General features: G+C 68.5%; 13 protein-coding genes. 4 read left to right on the forward strand and 9 right to left on the reverse strand.

Features of this window, described 5'->3' with window-relative positions; all coding sequences use genetic code 11:
• Positions 1-535 precede the first annotated feature (535 nt).
• The 3 genes from QHF84_RS43745 to QHF84_RS43755 all read right to left on the reverse strand — a co-directional run bounded on the left by QHF84_RS43745 (position 536) and on the right by QHF84_RS43755 (position 6,706).
• Positions 536-2,449, reverse strand: a complete 1,914-nt coding sequence (locus QHF84_RS43745; RefSeq protein WP_281319544.1) for a HEAT repeat domain-containing protein — start codon at positions 2,447-2,449, stop codon at positions 536-538.
• A 90-nt stretch (positions 2,450-2,539) separates the two neighbouring features.
• The gene (locus QHF84_RS43750) at positions 2,540-5,206 is read right to left on the reverse strand and encodes a hypothetical protein (protein WP_281319545.1); all 2,667 of its coding nucleotides are present in this window, start codon (positions 5,204-5,206) and stop codon (positions 2,540-2,542) included.
• 387 nt (positions 5,207-5,593) lie between these two features.
• Positions 5,594-6,706, reverse strand: coding sequence for a hypothetical protein (locus QHF84_RS43755; RefSeq protein ID WP_281319546.1), 1,113 nt, complete (start codon positions 6,704-6,706; stop codon positions 5,594-5,596).
• 518 nt (positions 6,707-7,224) lie between these two features.
• Here QHF84_RS43755 and QHF84_RS43760 point away from each other — a divergent pair.
• A complete protein-coding gene (locus tag QHF84_RS43760; protein WP_281319547.1) occupies positions 7,225-8,637 on the forward strand; it encodes a sigma 54-interacting transcriptional regulator in 1,413 nt (470 codons plus the stop codon).
• A 40-nt stretch (positions 8,638-8,677) separates the two neighbouring features.
• Here the strand turns inward: QHF84_RS43760 and QHF84_RS43765 are convergent, their stop codons facing one another.
• Positions 8,678-10,219 carry a serine/threonine-protein kinase gene (locus QHF84_RS43765; RefSeq protein ID WP_281319548.1) on the reverse strand — a complete coding sequence of 514 codons (1,542 nt, stop codon included), beginning with the start codon at positions 10,217-10,219 and terminating at the stop codon, positions 8,678-8,680.
• Positions 10,220-10,249: 30 nt separating this feature from the next.
• Here QHF84_RS43765 and QHF84_RS43770 point away from each other — a divergent pair, with 30 nt between their 5' ends.
• The 3 genes from QHF84_RS43770 to QHF84_RS43780 all read left to right on the forward strand — a co-directional run bounded on the left by QHF84_RS43770 (position 10,250) and on the right by QHF84_RS43780 (position 16,920).
• Positions 10,250-14,272, forward strand: a complete 4,023-nt coding sequence (locus QHF84_RS43770) for a serine/threonine-protein kinase (protein ID WP_281319549.1) — start codon at positions 10,250-10,252, stop codon at positions 14,270-14,272.
• 300 nt (positions 14,273-14,572) lie between these two features.
• Complete coding sequence (locus QHF84_RS43775) at positions 14,573-15,424, forward strand: hypothetical protein (RefSeq protein ID WP_281319550.1); 852 nt, start codon at positions 14,573-14,575, stop codon at positions 15,422-15,424.
• Between the two features lie 122 nt (positions 15,425-15,546).
• Entirely contained in the window at positions 15,547-16,920 is a 1,374-nt protein-coding gene (locus QHF84_RS43780) for a sigma 54-interacting transcriptional regulator (RefSeq protein ID WP_281319551.1), read from the forward strand.
• A gap of 42 nt (positions 16,921-16,962) precedes the next feature.
• Here the strand turns inward: QHF84_RS43780 and QHF84_RS43785 are convergent, their stop codons facing one another.
• The 5 genes from QHF84_RS43785 to QHF84_RS43805 form a co-directional block, all read right to left on the reverse strand.
• Positions 16,963-17,670 (reverse strand): ABC transporter permease subunit, encoded by a 708-nt coding sequence (locus QHF84_RS43785; RefSeq protein WP_281319552.1) that lies wholly within the window; start codon positions 17,668-17,670, stop codon positions 16,963-16,965.
• A 284-nt stretch (positions 17,671-17,954) separates the two neighbouring features.
• Complete coding sequence (locus QHF84_RS43790) at positions 17,955-18,875, reverse strand: ABC transporter permease (RefSeq protein ID WP_281319553.1); 921 nt, start codon at positions 18,873-18,875, stop codon at positions 17,955-17,957.
• Positions 18,872-20,443 carry a peptide ABC transporter substrate-binding protein gene (locus QHF84_RS43795; protein WP_281319554.1) on the reverse strand — a complete coding sequence of 524 codons (1,572 nt, stop codon included), beginning with the start codon at positions 20,441-20,443 and terminating at the stop codon, positions 18,872-18,874. The genes QHF84_RS43790 and QHF84_RS43795 overlap by 4 nt, the downstream gene beginning before the upstream one ends.
• Positions 20,444-21,103: 660 nt before the next feature.
• The gene (locus tag QHF84_RS43800) at positions 21,104-21,271 is read right to left on the reverse strand and encodes a hypothetical protein (protein ID WP_281319555.1); all 168 of its coding nucleotides are present in this window, start codon (positions 21,269-21,271) and stop codon (positions 21,104-21,106) included.
• 149 nt (positions 21,272-21,420) lie between these two features.
• A complete protein-coding gene (locus QHF84_RS43805; RefSeq protein WP_281319556.1) occupies positions 21,421-22,902 on the reverse strand; it encodes a hypothetical protein in 1,482 nt (493 codons plus the stop codon).
• Between the last annotated feature and the right edge of the window lie 350 nt (positions 22,903-23,252).

The following is a 23,252-nucleotide window of genomic DNA, read 5'->3' on the forward strand; positions in this document are numbered from 1 at the left end:
CGTCAGGATCTCGCGGCCCGTGGTATCGAGTGGACCATCGTACGACTGGGGCCGCGACGCCCCCGCGAGGGTGCGGCGTCGCCTCCTGCGGTCTCTCTGGCCCCTCCAAACGCCCTACCGCACGAGCCACAGACCCCCGACCGGTCCGAAACAAACCGGACAGAGAGCGAGCGACCAGCCCCCAGGCAGCCACGGCTTCCCAGGAGCGAACTCGTGCGGCAGAATGCCGCCCGCCTCGATGCGTTGGCGGCGGCTGGCCTTTGCATTTGGTGCAAGAGGAATCCGCGGGCTGAGGGGCGGTCGACGTGCCTCAATTGCAAGAACGGCAACGAGATGGTCGAGAAGAACGTTCGCGAGGAAAACCGGAAGCTGCGCGAGGCCCTCGTCTCCGCGCGGGCCGAGCTTGGTGCCGTCCGCCAAGACTTGGCGAAACTGCGGCGCGCTGCAGCCGACGTGGTCGCGGAGTGGCACGAGGATCCTCTAGGATCGGTCCACGTTGGTTTCGTCGAATACACACCCCATCGACGCGCGCAGCTCAGGGCGCCACCGCGACGCGCGCGGCATCGAGGGCGCCGAGCATTCGTCGCAGCGCGAGGGCGAGCTCGCCGTCCTCGTCGTGACGTGCAAGGAGCGCCTCGAGCATCCTCCGCGTCGCTGCGGGATCCGCGTCGACTTGTCGGGCGATGACGGGCATGAGCGCCGCGTCCGCGTCGCGGCTCATCGACCCGCTGCGGACCATGTGCTCGAGCTCCGCGCGCTGCCCATCGCCGAGGACACGGTCTTTGAGCCCGCGCAGCGCCATCGAGGCGACGGACGTTTCGCGATCGGCCGAGAGCGAGAGCAGCGCGCCCGTGGCCTCTTCCGACTTGATGTTGGCGAGCGCGCGGGCGGCCCCGATGCGCACCTCGGCGCGCTCGTCCGACGCGTACTGCTGGATGACCGGGGCCTGCTCCGGATCGTGCGTATTGCCAAGCGCGATCAGCACGGCCGCGCGCCCGGTGGCGTCTTCCGCCGCAGAGAGCTCCTCGTGCAGCCGGGACAGGGCGGCTTCACCGGCCCCTGCGCCGTCCTCTGACGCGAGGAGCTGCCCGGCCACGGCGCCGAGCGAGACCGTCGCGGCGTTGCGCGCATCCGGCGCGCCGCGCTCCCGGGCGTCGTCGATCGCGGACTCGAGGAACGCCGCGGTCTCGGGCGTCGGTGTGCGCAGCATGGCCATGCGTCGGAGACCGGAGAACAGAAGCGCCCCGTCCGCGCGCGCCGCCGGCGACGAGAGCGCGGCGCGGAGTGCCTCCTGCGCGGCGGGCGTTCCAGCGGCGACGAGCGCGTCGATGGCGAGCGTGCGCTGCGCCGGCTCGAGGTCGGCCCGCTCGAGCATCCTTCCGACCTCGGCGCAGGCGCTGTCATTCTCGTGGAGGAATGAGACCATCGCGCTCATCTGTCCGGGCGCGAGCGGCGCGCCGCCGTACGTAGCAATGAGGCTTTGGACTTCGCCGAGGTTCGTGCGCGCCGCCTCGCTTGCCTGAGCCGCCCGCTCCGCCTCCGCGACCCCGGCCGGGATCCCGATCGGGCGAGATCGGAGCCCCTCCGCCACCCGGGGCCCACCCTGATCCTGCTCGACAGTGCGGCGCACGAGGGCGAGCTTGCCGTGATATCGATAGGGCTCCGTGTCTTGCTCGCCCGCGACGACGATGGTCTCCTCGGCTGAGAGGGCCTTCAGGCCCGGTTGCCCATCGAGCGTGATCGAGCCCTGCCCGTCGATCTCCGGATCCGCGTCGCGCGCCCAGGGAGGCAGCCCGCGCAGCTCGCGGTACTCGTTGCGATTCCAGGTGATCGCGTCCTCGCGGCCGTCCTCGAAGGCATAGTGTGTGCGGGTGATACCGAGCGTCGAAATCTCTTCCCCCTCCCATTGTTCGGCCTTGGGCGGCGGGGAGGTGTATTGCATGGCCTCGACGACTCCCTGTACGAACTGCTGGAAAAGGACGGGGGCGTCCTGCTCGAAGAGGAAGCGGCGCACGCGCCCCCGATCATCGAACTCGAAGCACCCTTCGCGCGCCGTGAAGGCGTCGCGAATCTCCCGGTCGCCCGCGAGCACGTCATTGCCGAAGACGAGGGCGCGGTGCTCCTCGATTTCGGGGAATCGCGCGCAGAGGACGTCCCCGCCCTCACCCGTCTGCGCGCGGCGCAGGGCGAGCGCGCCCTTGAGATGGAGGTGGACGCTGACCGGGGTCGTGCCGGCCTCCCCGGCCTGCGACCCGCCGACACGCGGCACGTCCATATCCGTCTCGGAGGACCAGTCGATGCTGTAGATGACTCGCGTCCCGACAGGCGGTGCAGCCGCGAGGGTGCTTTCGGCGCTCGGTTCGCCATTTCGTGTGAACGCGCGGTACGCGAGCGGGAGACCCGCGAGGACGGCGAAAAGGGGAACGAGGAGGAGCTTGCGGCGCTTCATGATCGGACTCCGGAGGCATGAGAATGGGGTGTGTCGAGGAAGAAGGGGAGAGCGGAGGCGGGGGGCACCTCCGCTCCCTCCGGGTATGGCTCAGGGGATCGCGTAGAGGGGCACGATGGCCTCGGGCGACTTGAGCAGCGGGACCGTGCCGGAGACGCCGTCCCACTTGAACATGTTGACCTTGACGGGGAAGCCCAGGGCCTCGAAGGTCAGATCCACGCTGCCGGAGAGCGTCGACAGCTCGAGATTGGCGCTCGAATCGAACGTGATTGCAGCGACGTTCGGCTGTCCATGGTAGTCCGGGATGATGCCGACCTGCACCTTGCCGCGCACGGGCAGCGCGGCCTTGATGAGGTTCAGGGTGCCGTCGATGCCCACGGAGAGCACGCTCGGGATGCCTGCCGTGAGGTAGGCAATGCCGTTGACGTTGACGAACGGCGTGAAGGCGGACTCGGCCTGCAGCAGCTTGGCCAGCTCGGTGTTGGTCTGGTTGGCGATGCAGCTTTCGGGCGCCTTGAGCGTGGTCGTGAACTTGGCCCCGTAGAAGACCTCGGCCCTGGCCCCGACCTCGACCGGGATGGGTCCGGCGGTGAACCACTTCCTGAAGCCATCGTACGTCCTCTGTTCGTTTTCGTTGAGGTGCTCGATCTCCACGCCGTTGACGAAATCGTAGTCGTTGTCGACCTCGGGGAAGACGTTCACGCCAGCCACGCGCACGTAAGCATTCACGTGCCCATCGCCGTCGATGACGCTCGCCTCGCCGTGGGCGTCGAGGAGCTCCTGGTAGAAGCCGAAAATATGCGCGTAGACGTCGAGATCGCCCGTCGCGCTCGCGTTCATCCGGCAGATCTGACCGGACGAATTCTTGATGACGTCCGCGGTCCAGGAGACCGAGGTATTGTAGCCCGCCGCGAAGTTGCTCTTGTCGCCGATGAGCTCTGCGGAGGTGTAGGTCTCTCCGAACGAGCGGCCCGTGCTGTCGCGTCGCGGAACGCCCTCCAGGGTGCTCTCACGGGCGGCCTCTTCGTTATTGAGGAAGACCGCCATGGACAACCCGCTGCCCTTCGCTTGTCCGAAGGTCATACCTCCGCCCGGCGGGGCATAACTATCCGCGAACGAAAAGTTGTTGGTGAGCTTGTCGCAGCGCTTCAGCTCGCTCTCGCGCTCCTTCATGAGGAACTGCTTCTTGGCGAACCGCTCGGTGAAGTCTTCCGGCGCCCAGTCGCAGCCCTCGAAGTCTTTGGTGAGGCAGCCCCGGTCGCCCGTCGTGATGCTCTTTTCCCACTCCGTCAGGATCAAGTTGGTGACCTTGCAGGCCCGATCGGCGATCTTCGCCCAGCTCGTCGAGAGAATTTGCGTTTCGCCGAGGCACTGGAGCCGCCGGGGATTTCCCGGCTTCACGACAGGCGGGAAGTACGTGAACGCCTCCGCGACGGTGTACCCGAGGTCGCCGCTCGTGAACTGGAAGGCGTCTGCGACGTTGCTCGACGTCCCCGTGTAGACCCCCGTGACCATCGAGTGGACGGATTCCCGCTTCGGGCTGAGGTAATTGGTGCCCGCATTGTAAAGTTTCCACTCCGTGTCCTTGGGCTTCGAACCGATCGCGTTGATGAAGAGGCGCTCCGTCACGCCATCGAGCGGCGGATCATCGGTGTGCGAGGGGAGCGTCTGCGCGCCGCCGTTCATGACCTCCTCGTGGTAGAGCTGCATGAACTCCTTGATCGCTCGGGCCAGCTCCGCCTGCCGGGCCCGGATATCCTCGCGCTCTGCCTTCGAGATGCCGAGCTGCTTGATGCTGGACGTCATGCCGACGTGCCAGTCGATCTCGGTGTCATAGTGCACCTGCCCGGCCCCGAACGGGTTGTTGCCGATGACGTACTTCTTGCGGAGATGGAACATTCGGTCCCGCACCTCCGTGAGCGAGTGGTAAGCGGGGGCCGGATAAAGGTCGAGCACGTCGATCACGGAATCGGGGAGGAAGCCGACCGCGGCCTCCGTGTGGAAGACGCTCGCGGGGATGACCGTGTTCGTGAGCTGCTCGACCTGGTGACCGTCCGGGTGCACGGCGCCCCAGCGCGTACGCAGGTCGCGCAGGCCCCCCATCGCACCGGGCGCGACGTCATTGGCAAGGAATCGTTTGCTGGCCATGTCGGCGATGCACCAGGGATCCTGCTGGCAACGGTAGGCCGCGTCGAGGAAGCGCTCGTAGGTGTAGAACCGCTCGTAGACGAACTCATCGCACGACAGGATGGGGGCGGGGTTCGCCGCGTCGTCCCACGCAGGGTTGCGCCGCCACGTCTGGGCGATCAGCGCCACGGTCTTGGGCAAGCTCCACGCGGCGTCGCGGGCCTTGCGCTCTTCCTTCACCCAGGTATGGCCCATGGCATCCATGAGCTGCTCGAACGACGTACGCGTGGGCGTCACGTAGAGGAACGCGCGCTCCTCGCCGCTCACCAGGTTGCTCAAGGTCTTCGGGGCTGCGGGCCTGTAGAGGGGCACGGAGTCGCTCGCGGGCGCCCTCAGATCGGCGTCGAGGATATCGTCGCAGTAATTGCGCACGGTCGCCGTATCGCAGGCGAGGAGGAAGTTTCGATCCCGGCAGAGCGTCGCGGTGGGTGCATTGCAATCATAGGCGTGGGCGTCCGCGCCGCCGAGGCTCGTGGCGAGCCCGGCCGCGGTGGCCAGGACGAACGACGACGCGCGCAATGCGCTCGAGGAGCGCGCCTGGCCAAGGATGGAACGAAGATACGATTTCATGAGTCTCTCTCCGATTCTGGCTGGGTGTTCTATGCGGCCTCGACAAGCGCCATGGAGAGCGCCTCCGTGCCGAGCCGCCGTTGCCGTCGGCGAGCGATAGAGCAGCAATCGTGCCACTTGGTTGTCGCGACGGCCTCGAAGCGAAAACCCCGAGAAAATGGCTCATCCATGCGTCCGCGGAACGCGAATCGGGGCCGGACTGCAGGGGGGAACCATCAGCGTCCGCGGAGCGCGCCCTTCGCTCGACTCGAAAGAAATGGGAACGAGGAGCGCAGAGCAGCTCGGGACCGAGGCCGTGCGCAAAGAGAGGAACAGAGTGGGGGCATCGCGCCGGCTCGACCTGCCCTGCAGGGATCCGGAGCGTGGAGGAGAGAATGCGTCGAGGAGCTAATCGCGCCCGCGGCGGAGGCGCAGGGGCTCGTGGAGTGCGGCCGCTTCTGCGAGGGGTCCCTCGAGCTCGCCGCGCAGCAGGGGGTTTTCCCGCAAAGCGGCCTCGAAATGCTGTCGTGCGCGCTGCGCGCTGTCCGTCCGCTCGATGACGCGGTCGGACGCGTGGGCGCGCTCCAGCTCCAGGGCGCCGCGGACCGCCATCGCTCTCGGCAACCCGGGGCGCACCGCGAGCGCCTTCCCCACGGCCGAGAGGCCCTGCCGCACGTGGTCCTCGACGCGGCGCCCCTCGCGCCGCGCTCGCTCGGCCCGCGCGCGATGCACCGCGGCCATCGCCACCCATGCATCGGCCTGCTCCCCGTTGATCCACAGGGAAATTGACAGCGCCGCCTCGGCGCGCTGCAGCGCCCGCGCGAGCTCCTTCACCCGCAGCGCGCCGTCGCGCAGGACGGCGAGCTCGAGCTTCCCGAGCAGGAGGTGGCTCATGGCGTTACGGGGATCCAGCGCGATCGCCTGCTCGAGTGCGGCGCGCCCCTCGAGAAGCGCCTGCGCCCCATCCGCACGGGAGGCGTATTGCTGGATGGAGCACAGCGTATGCGCTGTGCCCAGCCGCTGGTATGCCTCGATATTCGCCGTGTTGACGTTCAGGGCCGCGCCCAGGCTCCCAAGGGCCTGCTCGAGTGCGGCGTTCGGGGATCTGCCACTCGTGAGCTCATACTCGGCGACGATGAGCTGCGCCCAGGCCAGGTTGAGGAGCGGGGTCGTATCCTGGGGGCTCGTCTCGAGGCGCCGCCGGCTGGCCTCGACAGCGCGCCCCGCGGAGGCGCGCGGATCCATCCCGTGCTCCAGCTCGTAGGCTGCGCGCGTCGCCTCTGCGGCGGCCAGGTTGCCGTACGGCACGCGATAGGACCCGTCTGCCCGCAGGGCGGCGTTGAATGCATCGACTGCGCGGTCGAGCGAGGGACGCGGGTCGATGCCGCGCGCCGCCTCGTAGGTCGCCCGCACGACGTGGACAATGCCAGCGTCATTGCGCGGCCAGGCGAACGTCGGATCGAGCTCGGCGGCGCGCTCGAAGCGCTCCTGCGCATGATCGAGCGCCCCCCTCGGATCCACTCCATGCCGGGCATCGTATTGTGCAATGAAGCTGTGGTGTTCCCCATGGCGTCGTGCGTGATGGGATCGTCGGGATCGATACGGAGGGCTGCCGCAGCGTTCTGCAGTGCCCTCTCGAAGACCGGGCGCGGATCCGCTCCTCGCTCGATTTCGTAGGTCGCCGCCAGTACGCCCAGGTTCGCGTGCCGTAGGCGCGCGCGCTCCGTGCCTCGATTTCGAGCGATGCGTCGCAGGCCGCGAGCACGCGCTCGAGGGCCTCCGCTGGCGAACGCCCGCGGGCGCCGTCGACCTCCATCCGCCTCCTGCTCGTCATGGCCGTACAAGAAGGATGCCAGCGCGCCGGCGACGATTTCGTGGGCCAAATTTTGGTGTCGAGGGGAGTCGGTGCAGGCGACACCCAGCAGCAGGAGCGGGCATGTGGCGTCGCTTCAGGCCCGGCCATTCGTCTCCTGGATGACGATCTTGGGCCTTTCTGGCGGTCCGTTTCACCCGGCACGCCTCGTGCTTGGGTCCCGGGCATGTCAGCCCAGCCCACCCTCAAGAAGCAGCCCGCAGAAACGGCACTCGTCTATCGTCAGCGAGAGTGCGCCATCGGCCGGTTCCGTGTCCGTGTCCTGTCAGGACCGAATATGGGGCGCGACAAGGTATCGGATGGCCAGGAGCTCTCGATCGGCAGCGCGCCTAGCAACCACTTGATCCTCACGGACGAGGCGGTCTCCCGTCATCATTGCGTCATCACCGCCACGGACAGTGGATTCTTGTTGCGGGATCTCGGCAGCAGAAATGGCACCAGGCTTGGAGGTATCAACGTGCTCAGCGCATACGTGAATCCGGGCGTCCCCCTCGCCATCGGGGGGTCGGTCCTCCGCTTCGAGGCGCTCCCCGACAAGATCGTCGAGCCGCTCAGCGACGAGGAGCGGTTTGGCCGGGTCCTTGGGCAGAGCACGGCCATGCGCCGCATCTTCGCGGCCCTGCCCCGCATCGCCTCCTCCGACTCGACGGTGCTCATCGAGGGCGAGACGGGCACGGGAAAGAGCCTGCTCGCCAGCATGATTCACGAGAAAAGCCCGCGGGCCAAGGGGCCCTTCATCGTGATCGACTGCAGCGCCATCCCCCCGAACCTCATCGAATCCGAGCTGTTCGGCCACGCCAAAGGCGCCTTCACCGGCGCCCACGCGGCGCGCGCCGGCGCCTTCGAGAGCGCAGCGGGCGGCACCGTCTTCCTGGACGAGCTCGGCGAGCTGCCGCTCGATATGCAGCCAAAGCTCCTGCGCGCGCTCGAGGAGCGCATCGTGCGCCGGGTCGGAAGCCTGGACCCGGTCCAACTCGACGTCCGGGTCATCGCCGCCACCAACCGCGACCTGCGCCAGGAGGTCAACCGCGGCACGTTCCGCAGCGATCTCTTTTATCGGCTCAACATCGTCCGTATCCGCCTCCCAGCCCTCCGCGACCGCAGGGAGGACATTCCTCTGCTCGCGTCCGCCTTTTATTCGCAGCTCGCCCGGGACAGCGAGACGCCGCCGGCCAAGCTGCTCTCCTCTTTTGCCCGCCACGACTGGCCGGGCAACGTGCGCGAGCTACGCGCGGCCGTCGAGCGCGCGCTCCTCGTGCAGGATCCGTCGATGTGGTTCGAGGCCGTCCTCGGCGCCGAGGCCGGGGACACGACTCCCGAGGTGCAGGCCTTCGATTATGATGCTGCCCTCGAGCTCGGCTCCTTCCGCCTGGCGAAGGAGCGGGTCGTTGCGCTGTGGGAACGCGGGTATCTCCAGACGCTCACGGGCAGACACGGGGGCAATCTCTCCCGGGCCGCTCGGGCTGCGCGGATGGACCGCAACCACCTGCGCGATCTGCTCCGCCGTTATCGGCTCCCGGGCGGGGATTCGACCCATTACGAGCCGAGCGCCGCGCTCCCCGAGGTCGATGGCGCCTAGCCGCGTCGGCCCAGCTCGAGAGCGCTGCGCGGACGCGTGCTCAAACGAGCTTGAGGAAAGACGGCACGTCCGGGAGGGGCTCAGCTTGCATGGAGAGCCCTTGCGTGATCTCGCTGGAGGCCATCACGCCCTCGCGCACGGCGGCGGGCACCCATGCCGAAGGCTCCAGGAGCCCGCCCCCCTGGAGCGTGCCCTCGGACGAAACGCGCAAGTGGCCCGCGTGCAAGACAAGCGCGACGCGCACGCGCGGATCGCGGCTGGGACGCGTGGAGAGCCGGTGCCCCGCCTCGATCGCGCGCTCCAGCACATTGCGCCGAAGCGCGGTGGAGAGCGCGGCATCGGGGGGCTCTTCAGCCACCATCAGCAGGTTGTTGCCGGTCTCCATGACCGCGATCAGGCCCGCCTCGGAAAGCTGCGCCGACACGAAGGACAGGGCGCCTTCGAGGTCCGTGAGCAGCGCATCGTCCGGATCCTCGAGCTCCGCTGCGTCGACGAATACCTCGGCGTACGCTGCGAGGGCCGGCCGCTCGAGACCTCCATCCGGCTGCGCCTGCGCATGGCGCGCCCGCTGCGCCGCCGCCTGTAGCTCGGCGACGAACGCGCTGGCCGAGTGGGGCCGGCCTTCGGGCTCGAAGCTCAGCGCGCCGAGCACGGGCTCGTCGAAAGCGGGATCGACGGGGCCGAGCGAGCTCGGTCTCGCGGGCCGGGCATGCAGGAGGACCTGGCGCGCCAGGGGGCTCGCCTCGGCGCCATAGGGCAAGGACCCGGTCAGGAGCACGTACGCGATGATGCCGAGCGAAAAAACGTCGGCGCGCGCGTCCACCAGACGGCCGAGCGATTGCTCGGGCGCCATGTAATGAACTGTCCCGACAACCTGACGGGAGCCTGTCAGGGCGGGACCTGCGTTGTTGTCCAGGAGCTTCGCCACGCCGAAATCGAGGAGCACGACCCGGCCGTCCGCGCACACAAAGATGTTCGAGGGCTTGACGTCCCGGTGGACGATCCCAAGCGCATGGGCCGCGTCGAGCGCGCTCGCGACGGGTTCCAGGATCGACAGCACCTCGGCAGGGGAAAGCCGCCCGCGCAGCATGAGCTGCTGCTTGAGGGTCATCCCCGAGAGCAGCTCCATCGTGAAATAGGGGCGCCCATCCTCGAGCTGACCTTGCTCGAGCACATGGACGACATTCGGGTGCCGCAGGTTACGGATGAGCTCCACTTCACGCGCGAAACGCAGGGGCGCATTCGCGTGCGAGACGAGCTCGCCATGAAGTACCTTCACCGCGCCGGGGCTGCCGTGCTCGGCGTGGTTCGCTCGGTAAACCACGCCGAAGCCGCCACGCGCGAGCTCCTCCTGCAGAACGTAGCTCCCGACGCGGGCACCACGCGGATGGGGCGCGCCCTCGGATGGCGCGGCAGGGGCTGCGCCGAGCGTCGGCTCGACCCCCACGGGTGACTGCGGCCCCCCGCCGTGCGGCGGGCGGTCCGAGGGCCGCTCGCTCGCTTCCCGTTCGGGAGGCGCGGCCGCGTGGCGCGGATCCACCGCGACCGCCGCCCCGCCTTCTGGACGGTGTTCCTTTTCCATGGCGCCCACCATACCATGACGCCGTCGCGCATGGCTCGCTGCTCCTTCTGCCATCGACGCCTCCTGGACGGAGGCACCTGCCCCCGTGACGGGGGCCAAACCTCAATCCATCATCCGCTCAGCAACACGGAAATCGAGCGGCCGCACCTGCCGGGATTTCGTCTCAATGGGCTGCTCGGCGCCGGTGGTTTTTCCGTCGTCTGGGCCGCGACCCGTGACGCCGACGGCGCGCCTTCCGCCGTCAAGGTGGGTCGGGTCAACGGCGGTACGCTGCAGGAGCGTTTTTCCCGGGAGGCCGAGGCCCTCGTCCGGATCGGGCCTCCGCATGTGCCGCAGCTCTTCGACGCAGGTCTCCTCCCCGATGGGCGGCCTTTCCTCGCAATGGAAAGGATTGCCGGCGCGACGCTCTCGGCGCGACTCGCCACGCTGCCCGGGCCGCCGGATCTCGCGTGGATCGCGCAGACCGCGGACGCCGTGCTCGCCGCGCTCGAGGCCATCCACGGCCATGGCATGTTGCACCGGGATATCAAGCCGGAGAACCTCATCGTCGCCGAACCTTCCGGGCAGATCGTCGCAATCGATCTCGGCCTGGGCAAGCGCGCGATGGGCGCACGCGCGGGTGCCGGCCTCCCGCGACTCACCCGGACGGGCGTGGCGGTGGGAACGCCCGAGTACATGGCGCCGGAGCAGATCCGGGGAGAGGAGAACCTCGACGAGCGCACGGACCTCTACGCTTTCGGGGTGATCCTCTGCGAGCTCGCAACGCTGCGGCCGCCGTTCGTCGGTGATGGTCCCACGCTCGAACACGCGCACCTGTCGCTGCGGCCGCCGCGGCCGAGCCAATTCGCGCCCGTGCCGGAGCCGCTCGAGGCGCTCATCCTTTCGTGCCTGGCCAAGGACCCTGCCCGGCGACCGGAGAGCGCGTCCGTACTACGCCGGGCGCTGCGCGAGGCGTGCGCCGCGGCGGCCGCGAGCCCCGCCGATGCGCCCTTCAGCAGCAAGATGGCATTGCCGCTTGCCGTGCCCAGGTTGATCGCCGAGGGGCGCCATCCCGTGGTGATCATGGTGGCAGACGTGAAGGGCTCTGCCGCGCCTCTTCTCGCCGCCGTGACGGCGAAGCGGGGCTGGCTCGCCCGGCAACGCGGGAGCCGCTACACGGCAGTGTTCACAGCGCTGGATTCGGACGATCCTGCGGGCTCGGCACTCTCGGCCGCACGACAGATCGTGGAGGCGTGTGAGGGGCGCGTGGCGTTGCACCTCGCGAGCGTCACGGTGCGGCGCAAGGACCGCGGCGCGCCGGCCTTCTACGGTGCGGCGGTGGAGCGGCCGGAGACATGGATCCCGCCGGACGCGGGGGACGGCATCACGATCACCGAGGTCCTCCGCGCGGCGCTCGGAACCCCGGAGGGAAGCAGCCTCGAGATCGCGCGCCGGACCGGCTCCGCGAACACCAACACGAGCGACGCGGCGCTGCCGCGCTCCTCGCCAGCGATGCCGCAGCTCGACGATGGATCGCAGGGGCTCGATGATGTGCCGCTCATCGGGCGCGATGATGTCGTGGCGTCGCTGCGCGCGAGCTTCGAGGCGGCCCGCGCGCAGCGTTCCCCGCGCCTCGCGACGCTCGTGGGGGACGCGGGGCTCGGCAAGAGCCGCCTCGCGTCCGAGGCGCCGGCGCTCTGCCGCGCGGCAGGCCCGGAGGTGCTCGTCGTGACGATATCCGCACCGCCGCCGGGCATGGCAGGGAGGCACGCCGAGGCGGCGGCGCTGCTCAAGGCGCTGGTCGAGGTCCCCGCCGAGCAGCCGGCGGATCCTGCGGCGTTCTGGGCCGCGGTGCTGGGCGACGAGATCGGGCGCACGTCCACGCCGGCGCTCGGCGCCCTTTTCGGCTGGGAGGGGACGGGGGGAGGCGAGCCTGGATCGGCTCCCCTCGTGCGCACGCTCGCGGAGGCGCTGCGGCGGCGGGCGCGGCGCGGGCCCGTGGCGGTGATCCTCGACGACGCGCACCGCATCGACGACGCGGTGATCGACGCGATCGAGTACGCGACGCTCGACGGGGAGGAAATGCCGCTCTGGGGGCTCGTGGCGGTGGCGCCCTCTTTCGAGGATCTGCGGCGCGCGTGGGGTCGCCGCACGCGTCATCACGACCGCGTGGAGCTCGCGCCGCTCGCGCAGCAGGCGGCGATGGAGCTAGCGGCGCGGCTGCTCTTGCCGGCGGAGTACCCGCCCGCGATCGTGCTGGAGCGGCTCGCGGCGTGGTCGGGGGGCAATCCGGCGGCGCTCCACGAGATCGCAGCCGCGCTCAAGCGCATGGGGGCGATCCGCAAGCGCCCGCAGGGCGAGAGCTACTACGTGGCCACGGCCGACGTCGATATGCTCCCGCCGGTGCCCGCGTGGCAATGGCTGGCGGCGCGGCAGCTCGGGACGATGCCGCCGGAGCTCGCGTCGTGCGTGCGCCTGTGCGCCGTGCTCGGGGCGACGTTCACGCGCGGGGAGCTCGAGCGGGTGCAGGACGCGCTGGATCGGGCCGGGGACGCGGGGACGACGCTCGACGTGGGGTACGCGCTGGATGCGCTCTTGCGGCGGAGGATTTTACGGCGGGGTGAGGGCGAGCTGTACGCCTTCCAGAACGGTGTTTTCCGGGGGGCGGTGTACGATCTGCTCGACCCGGCACAGAGGCAGAAGGTTCACCGGCATGCGTTCGAGCTGTGGCGGGCGGAGGTGGGGGTAGCAAAGCAGGCGAGCGAGGACATGCTGGCGCGGCTCGCGTTGCACGCGGAGGCGGTCGGGCAGCGGGAGGAGGCGGCGGAGGCCTATATTCACCTCGGAGATCTGGTACGGGCTGGACATCGAGATGCGGTGGCGGATCAGCATTACAGCGCGGCGCTGCGGTGTGCGGCGGCCGAGGACGCAGCGCGGCGGGCGCGGGCTCGATTCGGCCGGGGGAAGAGCCGGTATCGGGTCACCCGGGTGCGGGAGGCGATCGAGGATTTCGGGGAAGCGCGGAGCCTCGGGGAAGCGATGGGGGCTCCGCGGTTGGTGGCCGAGAGTCTGCTCGAGGAGGCGACAGCGCTCGATTGGAGCAGGGACTATGCTGCGTCAGCGGTGCGCACCGAGAAGGCGCGGGAGCTGATCGAGACACTCGACGGCGATGACCTCCGGATCCGGCTGCAGGTCGCCGTCGCGCGCGTGGCCTGGCGAGCAGGACGGACGCTCGAGGTCGTTCGCAGGTTCAAGGAGTTGCTGGCCGCCGACGAGATCGACTACGAGTCGCGCGTCATTGCGCTCTTGGGGTTGTCTTTTCACCTCATGTTTGTCGAGGGGGGGCTCTACGAGGCGGAGCTCCGGTTCGAGGAGCTCATCAAGCTCACGACTGAATCCGGCGATCGGGCTCATCTGTGCAACGCCCACCTGAACCGCGTGCCACTGTGGAGTCGACGCAGGGAGCCCCACCGGGCGATCGATGATTTGCAGCGCGCGGTCATGCTAGCGCGGGAAATTGGCAACCCCTGGCTGGAGCGAGTGGCGTCGCTCAGCGCGTCGATGGCCATGTACTGGCTCGATAAGCCCTTCGAAGGGCTGGAGTTAGCGCGCCGGGCCTGGTTGCTGGATCAACGATACGCCGAAAAATCCACGGTCATGTACCCGTTGATGGTCTTGCGTATTCTGATGGGAATGGGCGAGCGTGAGGAGGCTCGCGCGATTCTCGCGTGGATCGAGGAACGGTGTCCACCCGGTCCGGACAACATGCCCTGGGAGCGGCTCATCTACCGCTTGCTCCGGGCGGCGCTAGATTCGGAGAATTCGCAACCTGCTTCGGAGATGGCAGCTGCATGGCGTGAAGCGGTGACCCTGCGGGTGATGAGCGTCGAGTTGGTGATCGAGATCCTCTACTGGTGCGCGCGGCTGGCGCTCGATACTGGGCGCGTGGAGGACGCCGCGGCAGCGCTCGGCGAGGTGCGTGTCCGCCGCGCTCACCTCCCGATATGGCCCGCGTGGTTCGGGGACCTGGAGGCGCGCCTCGGCACCTTGCAGGCCGAAGGACGCAGCAACTAATGGCTGGAGCCCGCACCGATTCGCGCTCGGAGTGACTGCGCTCGGCGATACACGCGCGCCGTTTCGAGCACCCCAGGCAGCCTACAGTTGGAGGCGCACCTCGGTCCTCTGAATGCTGGAGCCCGCAGCGACTGATGGCTGGGCCGTGCACCCTGGGATCCGGAATATCGTATGCGTGCGCACGAGACGCCATCGGCAAACCGTATGCTTCTGCATGCTCGAAGAGCACCACGGACTGTCGCTGGCATCGGCACGGTTTCTGCAAAGCGAGTTGTCAGTCCTGAACGAAGGAGATCAACCATGTCGCACCGCCGATTCGCTTCCTGGGCCCTTCTCGCCGTATGTTTTTCCGCCGTGGGCTGCGGAGACCATTCCAACGGTACCCCCTACCTGGAGGGCGACCTGGAGATCCCGTTCGACACCTTGGACTGGCCATCCGAAAACGGCCTGGAGACTGCGTGCTTCTGGGACCACGATGTCCAACAGGCGCTGCGGGATCTTGGTTCGGGTGCGATCGTCGATATCGACGGCAGCCTACCCTCGATGCCCAACCTGCCGCCGCCTGGACAGGCGGACGAGTGCAGGGAGACCATCCTCAAGGATTTGGTCTTCTGCACCCTACCCGAGGGCGACACCGCGGAAGACCCGGATGACAACAGCATCTACAAAGGTGGCCTGGGTTTGGCCCCCGGCTGGCGAAACGGGGCTTTCACCACCACCGAGAAGGAATGGGTGACGGCGTGCTTGATGCAGCACGTCAACGGCCTCGGCGCGCCGATCAAAATCGTGCTCGAAGGCAACCATTCGTCGATATACGTAGATTCCGCGGCGGCAGCCGCCTATCCCGAGAAGGAGTCCACGACATGGGGCAACCTTTTCGATTCGTCCGTACCGCTCAACGTCCCGGGTGTTCCGCCGACGTACCCGGCCTTCACCGCCTACGTATGCCGCGAAGAGGGGCTCGATTGTGACGAGGATATGCCCGCCATCCTCAACGCTCGGTTTTGCGATGGGGCTGCGTCGCTTTGTGGCTTCTCGTACCAGGGCTCGTGCTCGAGCGCCTGCACGGCCAGCGGCCCCGGCAACAACTACTGGACCTGCGGCGGGCAAACGGAGACCATTCGCTCGAGAATGACCGCGGTCTGCCAATGAGCGCCTCTCCTCCCCCTGAGCAGGCGCACGTGCCCGCTCTCCATGTGACGCAACTTTGAAGCACGGGACCGGCGCGCGGGGGGGGGCTCGCCGGGGCGGGACTCGTGGTAGGGTCGACCACGATGACCTCGGCCCAATCCCCCCAGGAACATGCCACCGCAACGGCAGCCCTCGTCGTCCGTCCGCGTGAATGTGCCATCACCCGCTTCCAGCTCCAGGTCGTGTCCGGCCCCGATCTGGGGCGCGCGATAGCGTCCGATGGTCAGGAGCTCGCCATCGGCACCGCGGATGGCAACCACCTCGTCCTCTCCGACCGCTCGGTCTCCCGACACCACTGCGTGATCAGCGTCACGGATCAGGGCTTTTTCCTGCAGGATCTCGGCAGCAGGAACGGCACCACCCTGAGTGGGTTCCGCGTCGTTGCGGCCTACCTCAATCCAGGCGCGGTCATCGGCATCGGGGAGAGCACGCTGCGCTTCGAGCCACTTGCCGACGAGATTGTCGAGCCGCTCGCCGAGGAGGAGCGGCTCGGGCGGCTCCTCGGCCAGAGCACGGCCATGCGCCGTATCTTCGCCGCCTTGCCGCGGATCGCCGCGTCCGACTCGACCGTGCTCATCGAAGGCGAGACGGGCACCGGCAAGGGTTTGCTCGCCGAGCTGCTCCACCAGCAGAGCTCACGTGCGAATGGGCCTCTCGTGGTCATCGATTGCAGCGCGATCCCCCCGACGCTCATCGAGGCGGAGCTCTTCGGGCACGCCAAGGGTGCCTTCACCGGCGCCCAGAACGCGCGCCCAGGGGCCTTCGAGTCCGCCGCCGGGGGCACGGTCTTCCTCGACGAGCTCGGCGAGCTGCCCCTCGACATGCAGCCGAAGCTCCTGCGCGCGCTCGAGGAGCGCGTCATCCGCCGCGTCGGCAGCCTCGAGCCGGTGAAGCTCGACGTGCGCGTCATCGCGGCGACCAACCGCGACCTGCGCCAGGAGGTCAACCGCGGCGCCTTCCGCTCGGATCTCTTTTATCGTCTCAACATCGTCCGCATCCGCCTCCCTCCGCTGCGCGAGCGGCGCGAGGACATCCCCCTGCTCATCAGCCATTTCTACGCGCAGCTCACGCGCTCCGGCGACACACGGCCGCCTTCGGAGCTCGTCACGGCGTTCTCGCGGCAGGACTGGCCCGGCAACGTCCGCGAGCTACGCGCGGCCATCGAGCGCGCGATCTTGATGCAGGATCCGGCGCTGTGGTTCGAGGCCACGCTCGGGGCCGCGCCCAGCTCCTCCGCGCCGCCGGAGCCCACGGTCAATATCGCGGACGATATCGCCTTGGGATCCTTCCGCGCGGCCAAGGAGAGGACGGTCGCACGGTGGGAGCGCCGTTTCGTGGAGACGCTGCTCGGCCAGAACGGCGGCAACATCTCGCGCGCCGCCCGCGCCGCGCGCATGGATCGCAACTACCTCCGCGAGCTGCTCCACCGGCACGGCGTCCTGGCAACGGAGGAATGACGCGCACGCGCGCGGGAGCGCGCGCAGGCTTCCGTCATTGCATCAGCGCTCCTCCCGTCCCGAGGCGGGCCGAGGCGCGGGAGCGCTCCCCGTCCCCGGATCGAGCGCGTCGCGCAGCGCGTCCCCGAGCACGTTGATGCAATGGACCGCGAGCACGAGCAGCAGCGCCGGGAACACGAGCAACCACGGCCGCAGGTCCATCGCATCGGCGCCGCGCGCGATGAGCAGCCCGAAGCTCGAGAGCGGCTCCTCGGTCCCAAGCCCGAGGAAGCTCAGCGTCGCCTCGGCCATCATCGCCTCGGGGATGATCAGCGTCGCCTGCGCGAGGATCGGGCCCATTGCATTCGGTAGGACATGCCGGAGGAGGATGGCGGCATGACCCGCGCCCGCGGCGCGTGCAGCCTCGACGAAGAGTCGCCCGCGGAGCTCCATGACCTGACCGCGCACGACGCGCGCCATCCCGGGCCACCAGAATGCCCCGAGGGCGACGAACATCAGCACGACCCGGAATAGCGGGTAGTCGCCTGCGTCCGCCCCATCGGCGACGAACGGTGCGATGATCGCGCTGAACGCCCGGTGCAATATTCCCCCCTTCCGCGCGAAAAACACCTCGATCAGGATCACCGTCACCAGGAAAGGCAGGGCCTGGACGACCTGCATGACACGCATCATCGCGGCGTCGATCCGGCCGCTCCAGTATCCCGCGATCGCGCCGTACGGCACGCCGATCGCGAGGGAGAGAATCGCCACGACGGTCGCCACAGCGAATGAGATGCGGCCCCCGAGGAATGCGCGGACGAGAAGGTCGCGACCAAGATCGTCGGTTCCGAACCAATGGGCGCGCGAGGGAGGCAGCGCGCCCGCGGCAAGGTCTGTCTGGTCATAACGCCACGGGGAGAGTGCGGGAGCTAGAAGGCACGCGAGCACGAGCAGCGCGAGCACGAGGGCGGCGGCGCGCGCGGAACCTCGCGAAAGGAGGCGGCGCAGGACCTCTCGCCTGGGGTTCGGCGCGGCACGCGCGGGCTCGCCTGCCATCACCGGAGTTCCGTCCGCCGATCGAGCAGCGTGCGGGCGACGTCCGCGAGTGCATCGAGCACCACGAGGATCGAAGCATAAACGAGCACGACACCCGTGACCAGGTTATAGTCGCGGTTCGCCGCCGCGTCGACGAAATAGCGGCCCATACCGGGCAAATCGAAGATTCGCTCCACGACGACGGATCCAACGAGCAGCCCGCTGGCCGCCGGGCCGAGGAAGCTCACCACGGGCGCGAGTGCTACCGGCAGCGCATGCCTCAGGACAGCCTGCCGCTCGCTGAGCCCCTTGGCGCGCGCCGTGCGGATGAAATCGGCCCCGAGCACGTCCAGCATACCGGTCCGCGCGAGCCGCGCGATGTGCGCGCCGACCGGCAGGGCTGCGCAGAGTGCCGGCAAGATCGCATGACGCCATGTCTCCCAGCGCGCCACTGGGAAAAGGCCGAGGCCGAGCGCGAACACGAGTACGAGGAGGGGACCGAGGACAAGACGGGGAATGGACACCCCGAGCGTCACGGCCGCCATCAATACCGCATTCGCAGGGCGGCCACGCCAGACCGCACCGAGGACCCCGAGCGGCAGGCCGACCGCGAGCGCGAGAGCCAGCGCGAGGCTGCCGATCTGCAAGGAGACCGGCAAGCTTACCGCGATGATCTCGTTGACGGTCCGATTCGGGTATTTGAATGTGGGCCCGAGGTTCCCGTGTACGACGAGATCGACCATCCAATCGCGGTACTGGCCAAGGATCGGGGCGTCGAGCCGGTACTTGGCGCGCAGCGCGGCGTCCACCGCGGGCGGCACGGCGCGCTCGCGATCGAAGGGCCCGCCCGGCAGGAGCCGCACGAGGACGAAGACGAGCGTCGCCACGACGAGCAAGAGAAGAACGGACTCGAGCAGCTTCTTGAGGAGGAGTCGAATCACGGCAGCTCGCCCCCGATTTTCCCCGGCGGCGGGAATGGACGCGCTGGCGGCAGGGGCGCCCCGTTGCCCTCCGCCGAGAGCCAGCGGATGAGGTGAATGCCCATCCCGCTCGGCGAAAGCCCCTCGACCCACGGCTTCGTGAGCGTCGGCCGCGTATGGAAGTAGAAGGGTATCCGGCAGGCCCCGCGCACCGCCCGCTCCTCCGCGCGCCGGTAGAGGCGGATGCTCTGGTGCGCGTCCGCGGTCGCGGCTGCGCGCTCGACGAGCGCCTCGAATTCCGGGTCGGACCAGCCGGTCGTATTGGTCGGGCTCCGGGCGAGGAAGGTCGAAAGGAACGTGTGCGGATGGTCGTAATCGGCGGCCCAGCCGGACCGGGCGATCTGGAAGCGCCCGGCCCGGAGGTCCTGGAGCATGACGCGCCACTCCTCACTGCGCAGTTCGACCATGATTCCCAGATGGCGCCGCCACATGTCCTGCACGGCGACGGCGAACTGGCGCGAGTCGAGGCTCCCCTCGAACAGCAGTTCGAGCGAGGGAAAACCGCTGGTCCGGACCTCGCCGCTCTCGTCCGTGACGACCTCGTAGCCGGCCTCCCGGAACAACGCCCGCGCGCGCTCGGGGTCGAAGCCATCCCTCGGCAGGGCAAAGGGATCGATGCCGGCCGCCTGCTCCTCTGTCACGATATCGGCATAACCGCCCCCGATGCTCTCCGGGACGAAATGCGTGGCCGGGATCCCACCCCGCGCCACCGTATGGGCGAGCGTCCGCTTGTCGACCGCGAGGTCGAGCGCATGCCGGACGCGTTCGTCATCGAGCGGAGCTTTCCTCGTATTGAGGTCGTACCAGTAGGTCGTGAGCACAGGAGAGCGGCGGAAATCCCGCTTTTTCTCGAGCAGTCCCAGGTAGTCCACCGGCAGCGAGCCGTTATCGCCTGTCCAGTCGAGTTCCCCGGTCTTGTAGAGGTTCATGGCCGTGTGGCGGTCCTCGATTGCCATCCACACGATCCGGTGGACTCGCAGCGCATCGTGGTCCCAGTAATACGGGTTCCGCTTCATCGTGATCTCGTAGCGAAATCTCCACGTATCGAGGGTATAGGGCCCATTTACCACGATGTTCCCTGGCCGCGCCCATTGCTCTGGTCGCCCCTGACGCTCGAACGACTCGACCACGTCTCGTCGCACGGGGAAGGTGACCGGCATGGCGGTGAGCTGGATGAAATAGGGCGTTGGACGCTCGAGCTCGACCTCCAGCGTGAGGTCGTCGAGGGCGCGCACGCCGAGGGCGGCGGCATCGGTGTCACCGCGATGGAACGCCTCGCCGTTCCGGAGAATGAACAGATGCTCCGCCGCAGGCGAGGCGAACGCAGGGTCGAGCACCCGCTTCCATGCGTACACGAAATCGTGTGCCGTGACCCGCGCCCCGTCCGACCAGCGCGCCTCGGGGCGCAGGTGAAACCGGAAGACCCGGTTGTCACTGCTCTGCTCCCAGCGGAGGGCCACCCCTTGCACGAGCTTTCCGCCCTCGGGCCCGAACGCGGACAGCCCCTCGAACATCTGCGCGATGAGCACCCGGCTGCTCGTATCTCGCGAGCGCCCCGGATCCAGATGCTCGGGCTCGCTGGCGGCGTCTACGTGAAGCGTGTACGGGTCGCCAGCGCGGCGAACGGATGAACCGAACCATGGCGCTGCTCCCTCGTCCGCGCACGCACCGGCACATGTGATGAGCGCGCTCACGAGGCAGGTCCAGCGCAAGCGCGGCGTGCCCTGCGGCGAGGTTGCAGTGCTGTCAGGTGCCCTGACCATGGGTCGATGCTACCACGAACCTCGTCGACCCACGATCGGTCACCAGCACCGACGAAACGAACCTCATTTCTGCCCGATGCACGAAACATCGCGAAAGCGATTGCCGTGCGTGAGTTGTCATAAACGCAGCAGCATTGGCCGCGTGTCTGGCGTAGCATATGGGGCATACGCTGATCGCCCCGATATCATCATTCCGAAGAAAATGGCGTCAGGGTGACGTGTATTGGCGTATCCACGGCCAAACCACCTCCCCCGCCGGCACCTTCCTCTTCCTCGCGACCCTGATCAACGCCGCCCGCTCCCGTAACGCATTCCCCGCCCAAACGTGCCCCTTCGCCTCATATCCCCGCGCCACCGCCACCAACACCTCCGGCCTCGTCTCGAGCTGCAGCACCCCTCGAAACGCCCCCACCTCCTCATCCCGCATCAGCACATCCACCGGGGCCGCATACGCGTTCGCCCGATCCCGCAGCGCTTGCGCCGCAGATCCATCCCCGGGTCCAGGTACGGTCCCGGCCCCTTCGCGTACTCGTCGCTCCCGAGCACGTCGAGATCGTCGTACCAGCGTGTGTTCGGCAACCACGACTCCTGCACGGCTACCCTCCCGACTCACGCCACCGCCGCCCGGCCCTTCGTTCGCCGCTCATCCCACCCCATCGGTAACACGACCGTCAGCCCCTTCCGCCAAGGCCGCACCTCCTGGTCCTCGGGCCGCCACCCCTTTTCGACCCGCAATGCCGGGTTCACCGCGAGCAACTCCCGCCACCGCTGCCGATCCCCAGCAAACCACAACGCCAGCCCTGACGGCCGCTCCCAGTCGTCCCGGATCCGGTACACCTGCCCACCCACCGCAGCGACGCGGAGTGTATTGATCTGCAGTGCCCGCTCCCGCACGAAGTCCCCGACCTTCGGGAAGCTCGCGGTCTCGAGCTCTGCCGCAGCCGCGAGCATCCTCGGCACCTCGTCCGACAAGTACGCGAAAATCGCCACTTCCCGCAGCCGCGACGGCACCTTGTCGAATCGGTTTCCGATCGGAGGCGCCCGCGGGCTTCCTCGGGGAGGAACGAGGTCACGAGGTCGCGGAAGTCGGGCTGCTCGAGGAGTTCGCGCGTCTCGGGGTCGAGGTCGATGAGGTTGGCCGGAGTCTCGACGGGCAGCGCGGCAGCGGGCCCGGGGCGGGGCATCTCGGGCGGGGGCGGCGCCGCGGGAGCCGCAGGTGCCACCGGGGCCGCAGGAGGCGCAGGCGCCGGGGCCGGAGCCGGAGCGGGGGCAGGCGCCGGGGCATCGTCGGTCAGCGCGGCCCGGAGCTGCGCGCGGAGCGAGGGGTCTGCGAGGACGGTGCGCAGGATGGTGGCCGGGGTGAGGACGGCCGGAGCCGCGGGCTGCGCGGCGGGCACGGGGGGCTGGGCGGGCGCCGTTCCCTTCAGCGTGGTGACCAGCTTGAAGATCCCCGCGAGCTCGCCGAGATCATCGCCGCCGCCTCCCGACGCGCGACCGGTGCTGCCCTTGTACATCTCGCGGGCGAGCTGGATGCCCTGCATGAGGGTCTTGGCGCTGTTGTTCGCACCTCCGCCGGCCTGGAGGATCGGCACGAGCTCGCGGAGCATTTCGATGGGGTTCGGCGTGGGGGCAGGCGCGGGAAGAACGGGGGCCGAGGGGCGCTCGAGAACGGCGCGCAGGATCGCGGCTTGCGCGCTCGAGTTCGACTCGAGGATTACGCGCAGGAGGCTGACCATGTCGCCCTGGTTGTTCGCCGGGGGCGGGGGTGGCGGCGGGGGCGCGTAATATGCCGGATGCGCGTAGGTATTCGGGGGCGGGGGCATGGGAGCCGCCGCTGCCGCGGGGGCTGCCGCGGGAGCAGGCTCCGGGCGCGGGGACGTGGCGCGCGGGGGCTCACTGAAGGGTCGGCGGGCGGGGCTCCCGAAGTACACCTTCTCGCTCCAGGCCGTGTACCGGTGGGTCCTTCCACATTGGGCGACGGCCTGATAGGTGCATTCGCCGCCGTAGAGGTCGACGATTTGCTCCCAGGAACGGAGCTCGGAGCCCTTCCAAGCCTTCGGGCAGACCTCTTTCGTGTTGTCGGGGTGCCAGCGGATGACCTGGATGAGGTCGAACTTGCGGCGATCGGTGCCAGTTTCCGTCTCGGGACGCGGAAACAGAGGGTGGCCGCCTTCGTCGTCGTCAGGGCGGATCTCGGGCAGCTCGCTCGCGTCGGGCGTCGACATGGGCAAGAATGGGATCCGGTTACGGAATCCCGCAACCCGTAAATGCACGCTTAGCCCAGTTCTATACGTATAGCCGGACTATGCATATTTATGTATGGTCCAACATTATGTATAGTCGATCGTTCGCAACGTCGCGTTTCATCAAATGAATCGCCGAAATGTGGACGGCTCGATCTGGTGCGCTGTACGGTCGCTAGCTGGCTGGGACGTGCACGTGTCCGATTCAAACCGGACAGTTCGGGGGTCGATGTGCAGGCTTGGGTGAAGAAGCGGGCGAAACGGCGGCGGGATGGGCGGCTCGTCCTTGTGACGACGGTCGTCTTCGACGCCACCGTGTACGACGAGCTCCG

Source organism: Polyangium sp. y55x31 (genome assembly GCF_029946505.1).
Lineage (GTDB): Bacteria > Myxococcota_A > Polyangia > Polyangiales > Polyangiaceae > Polyangium.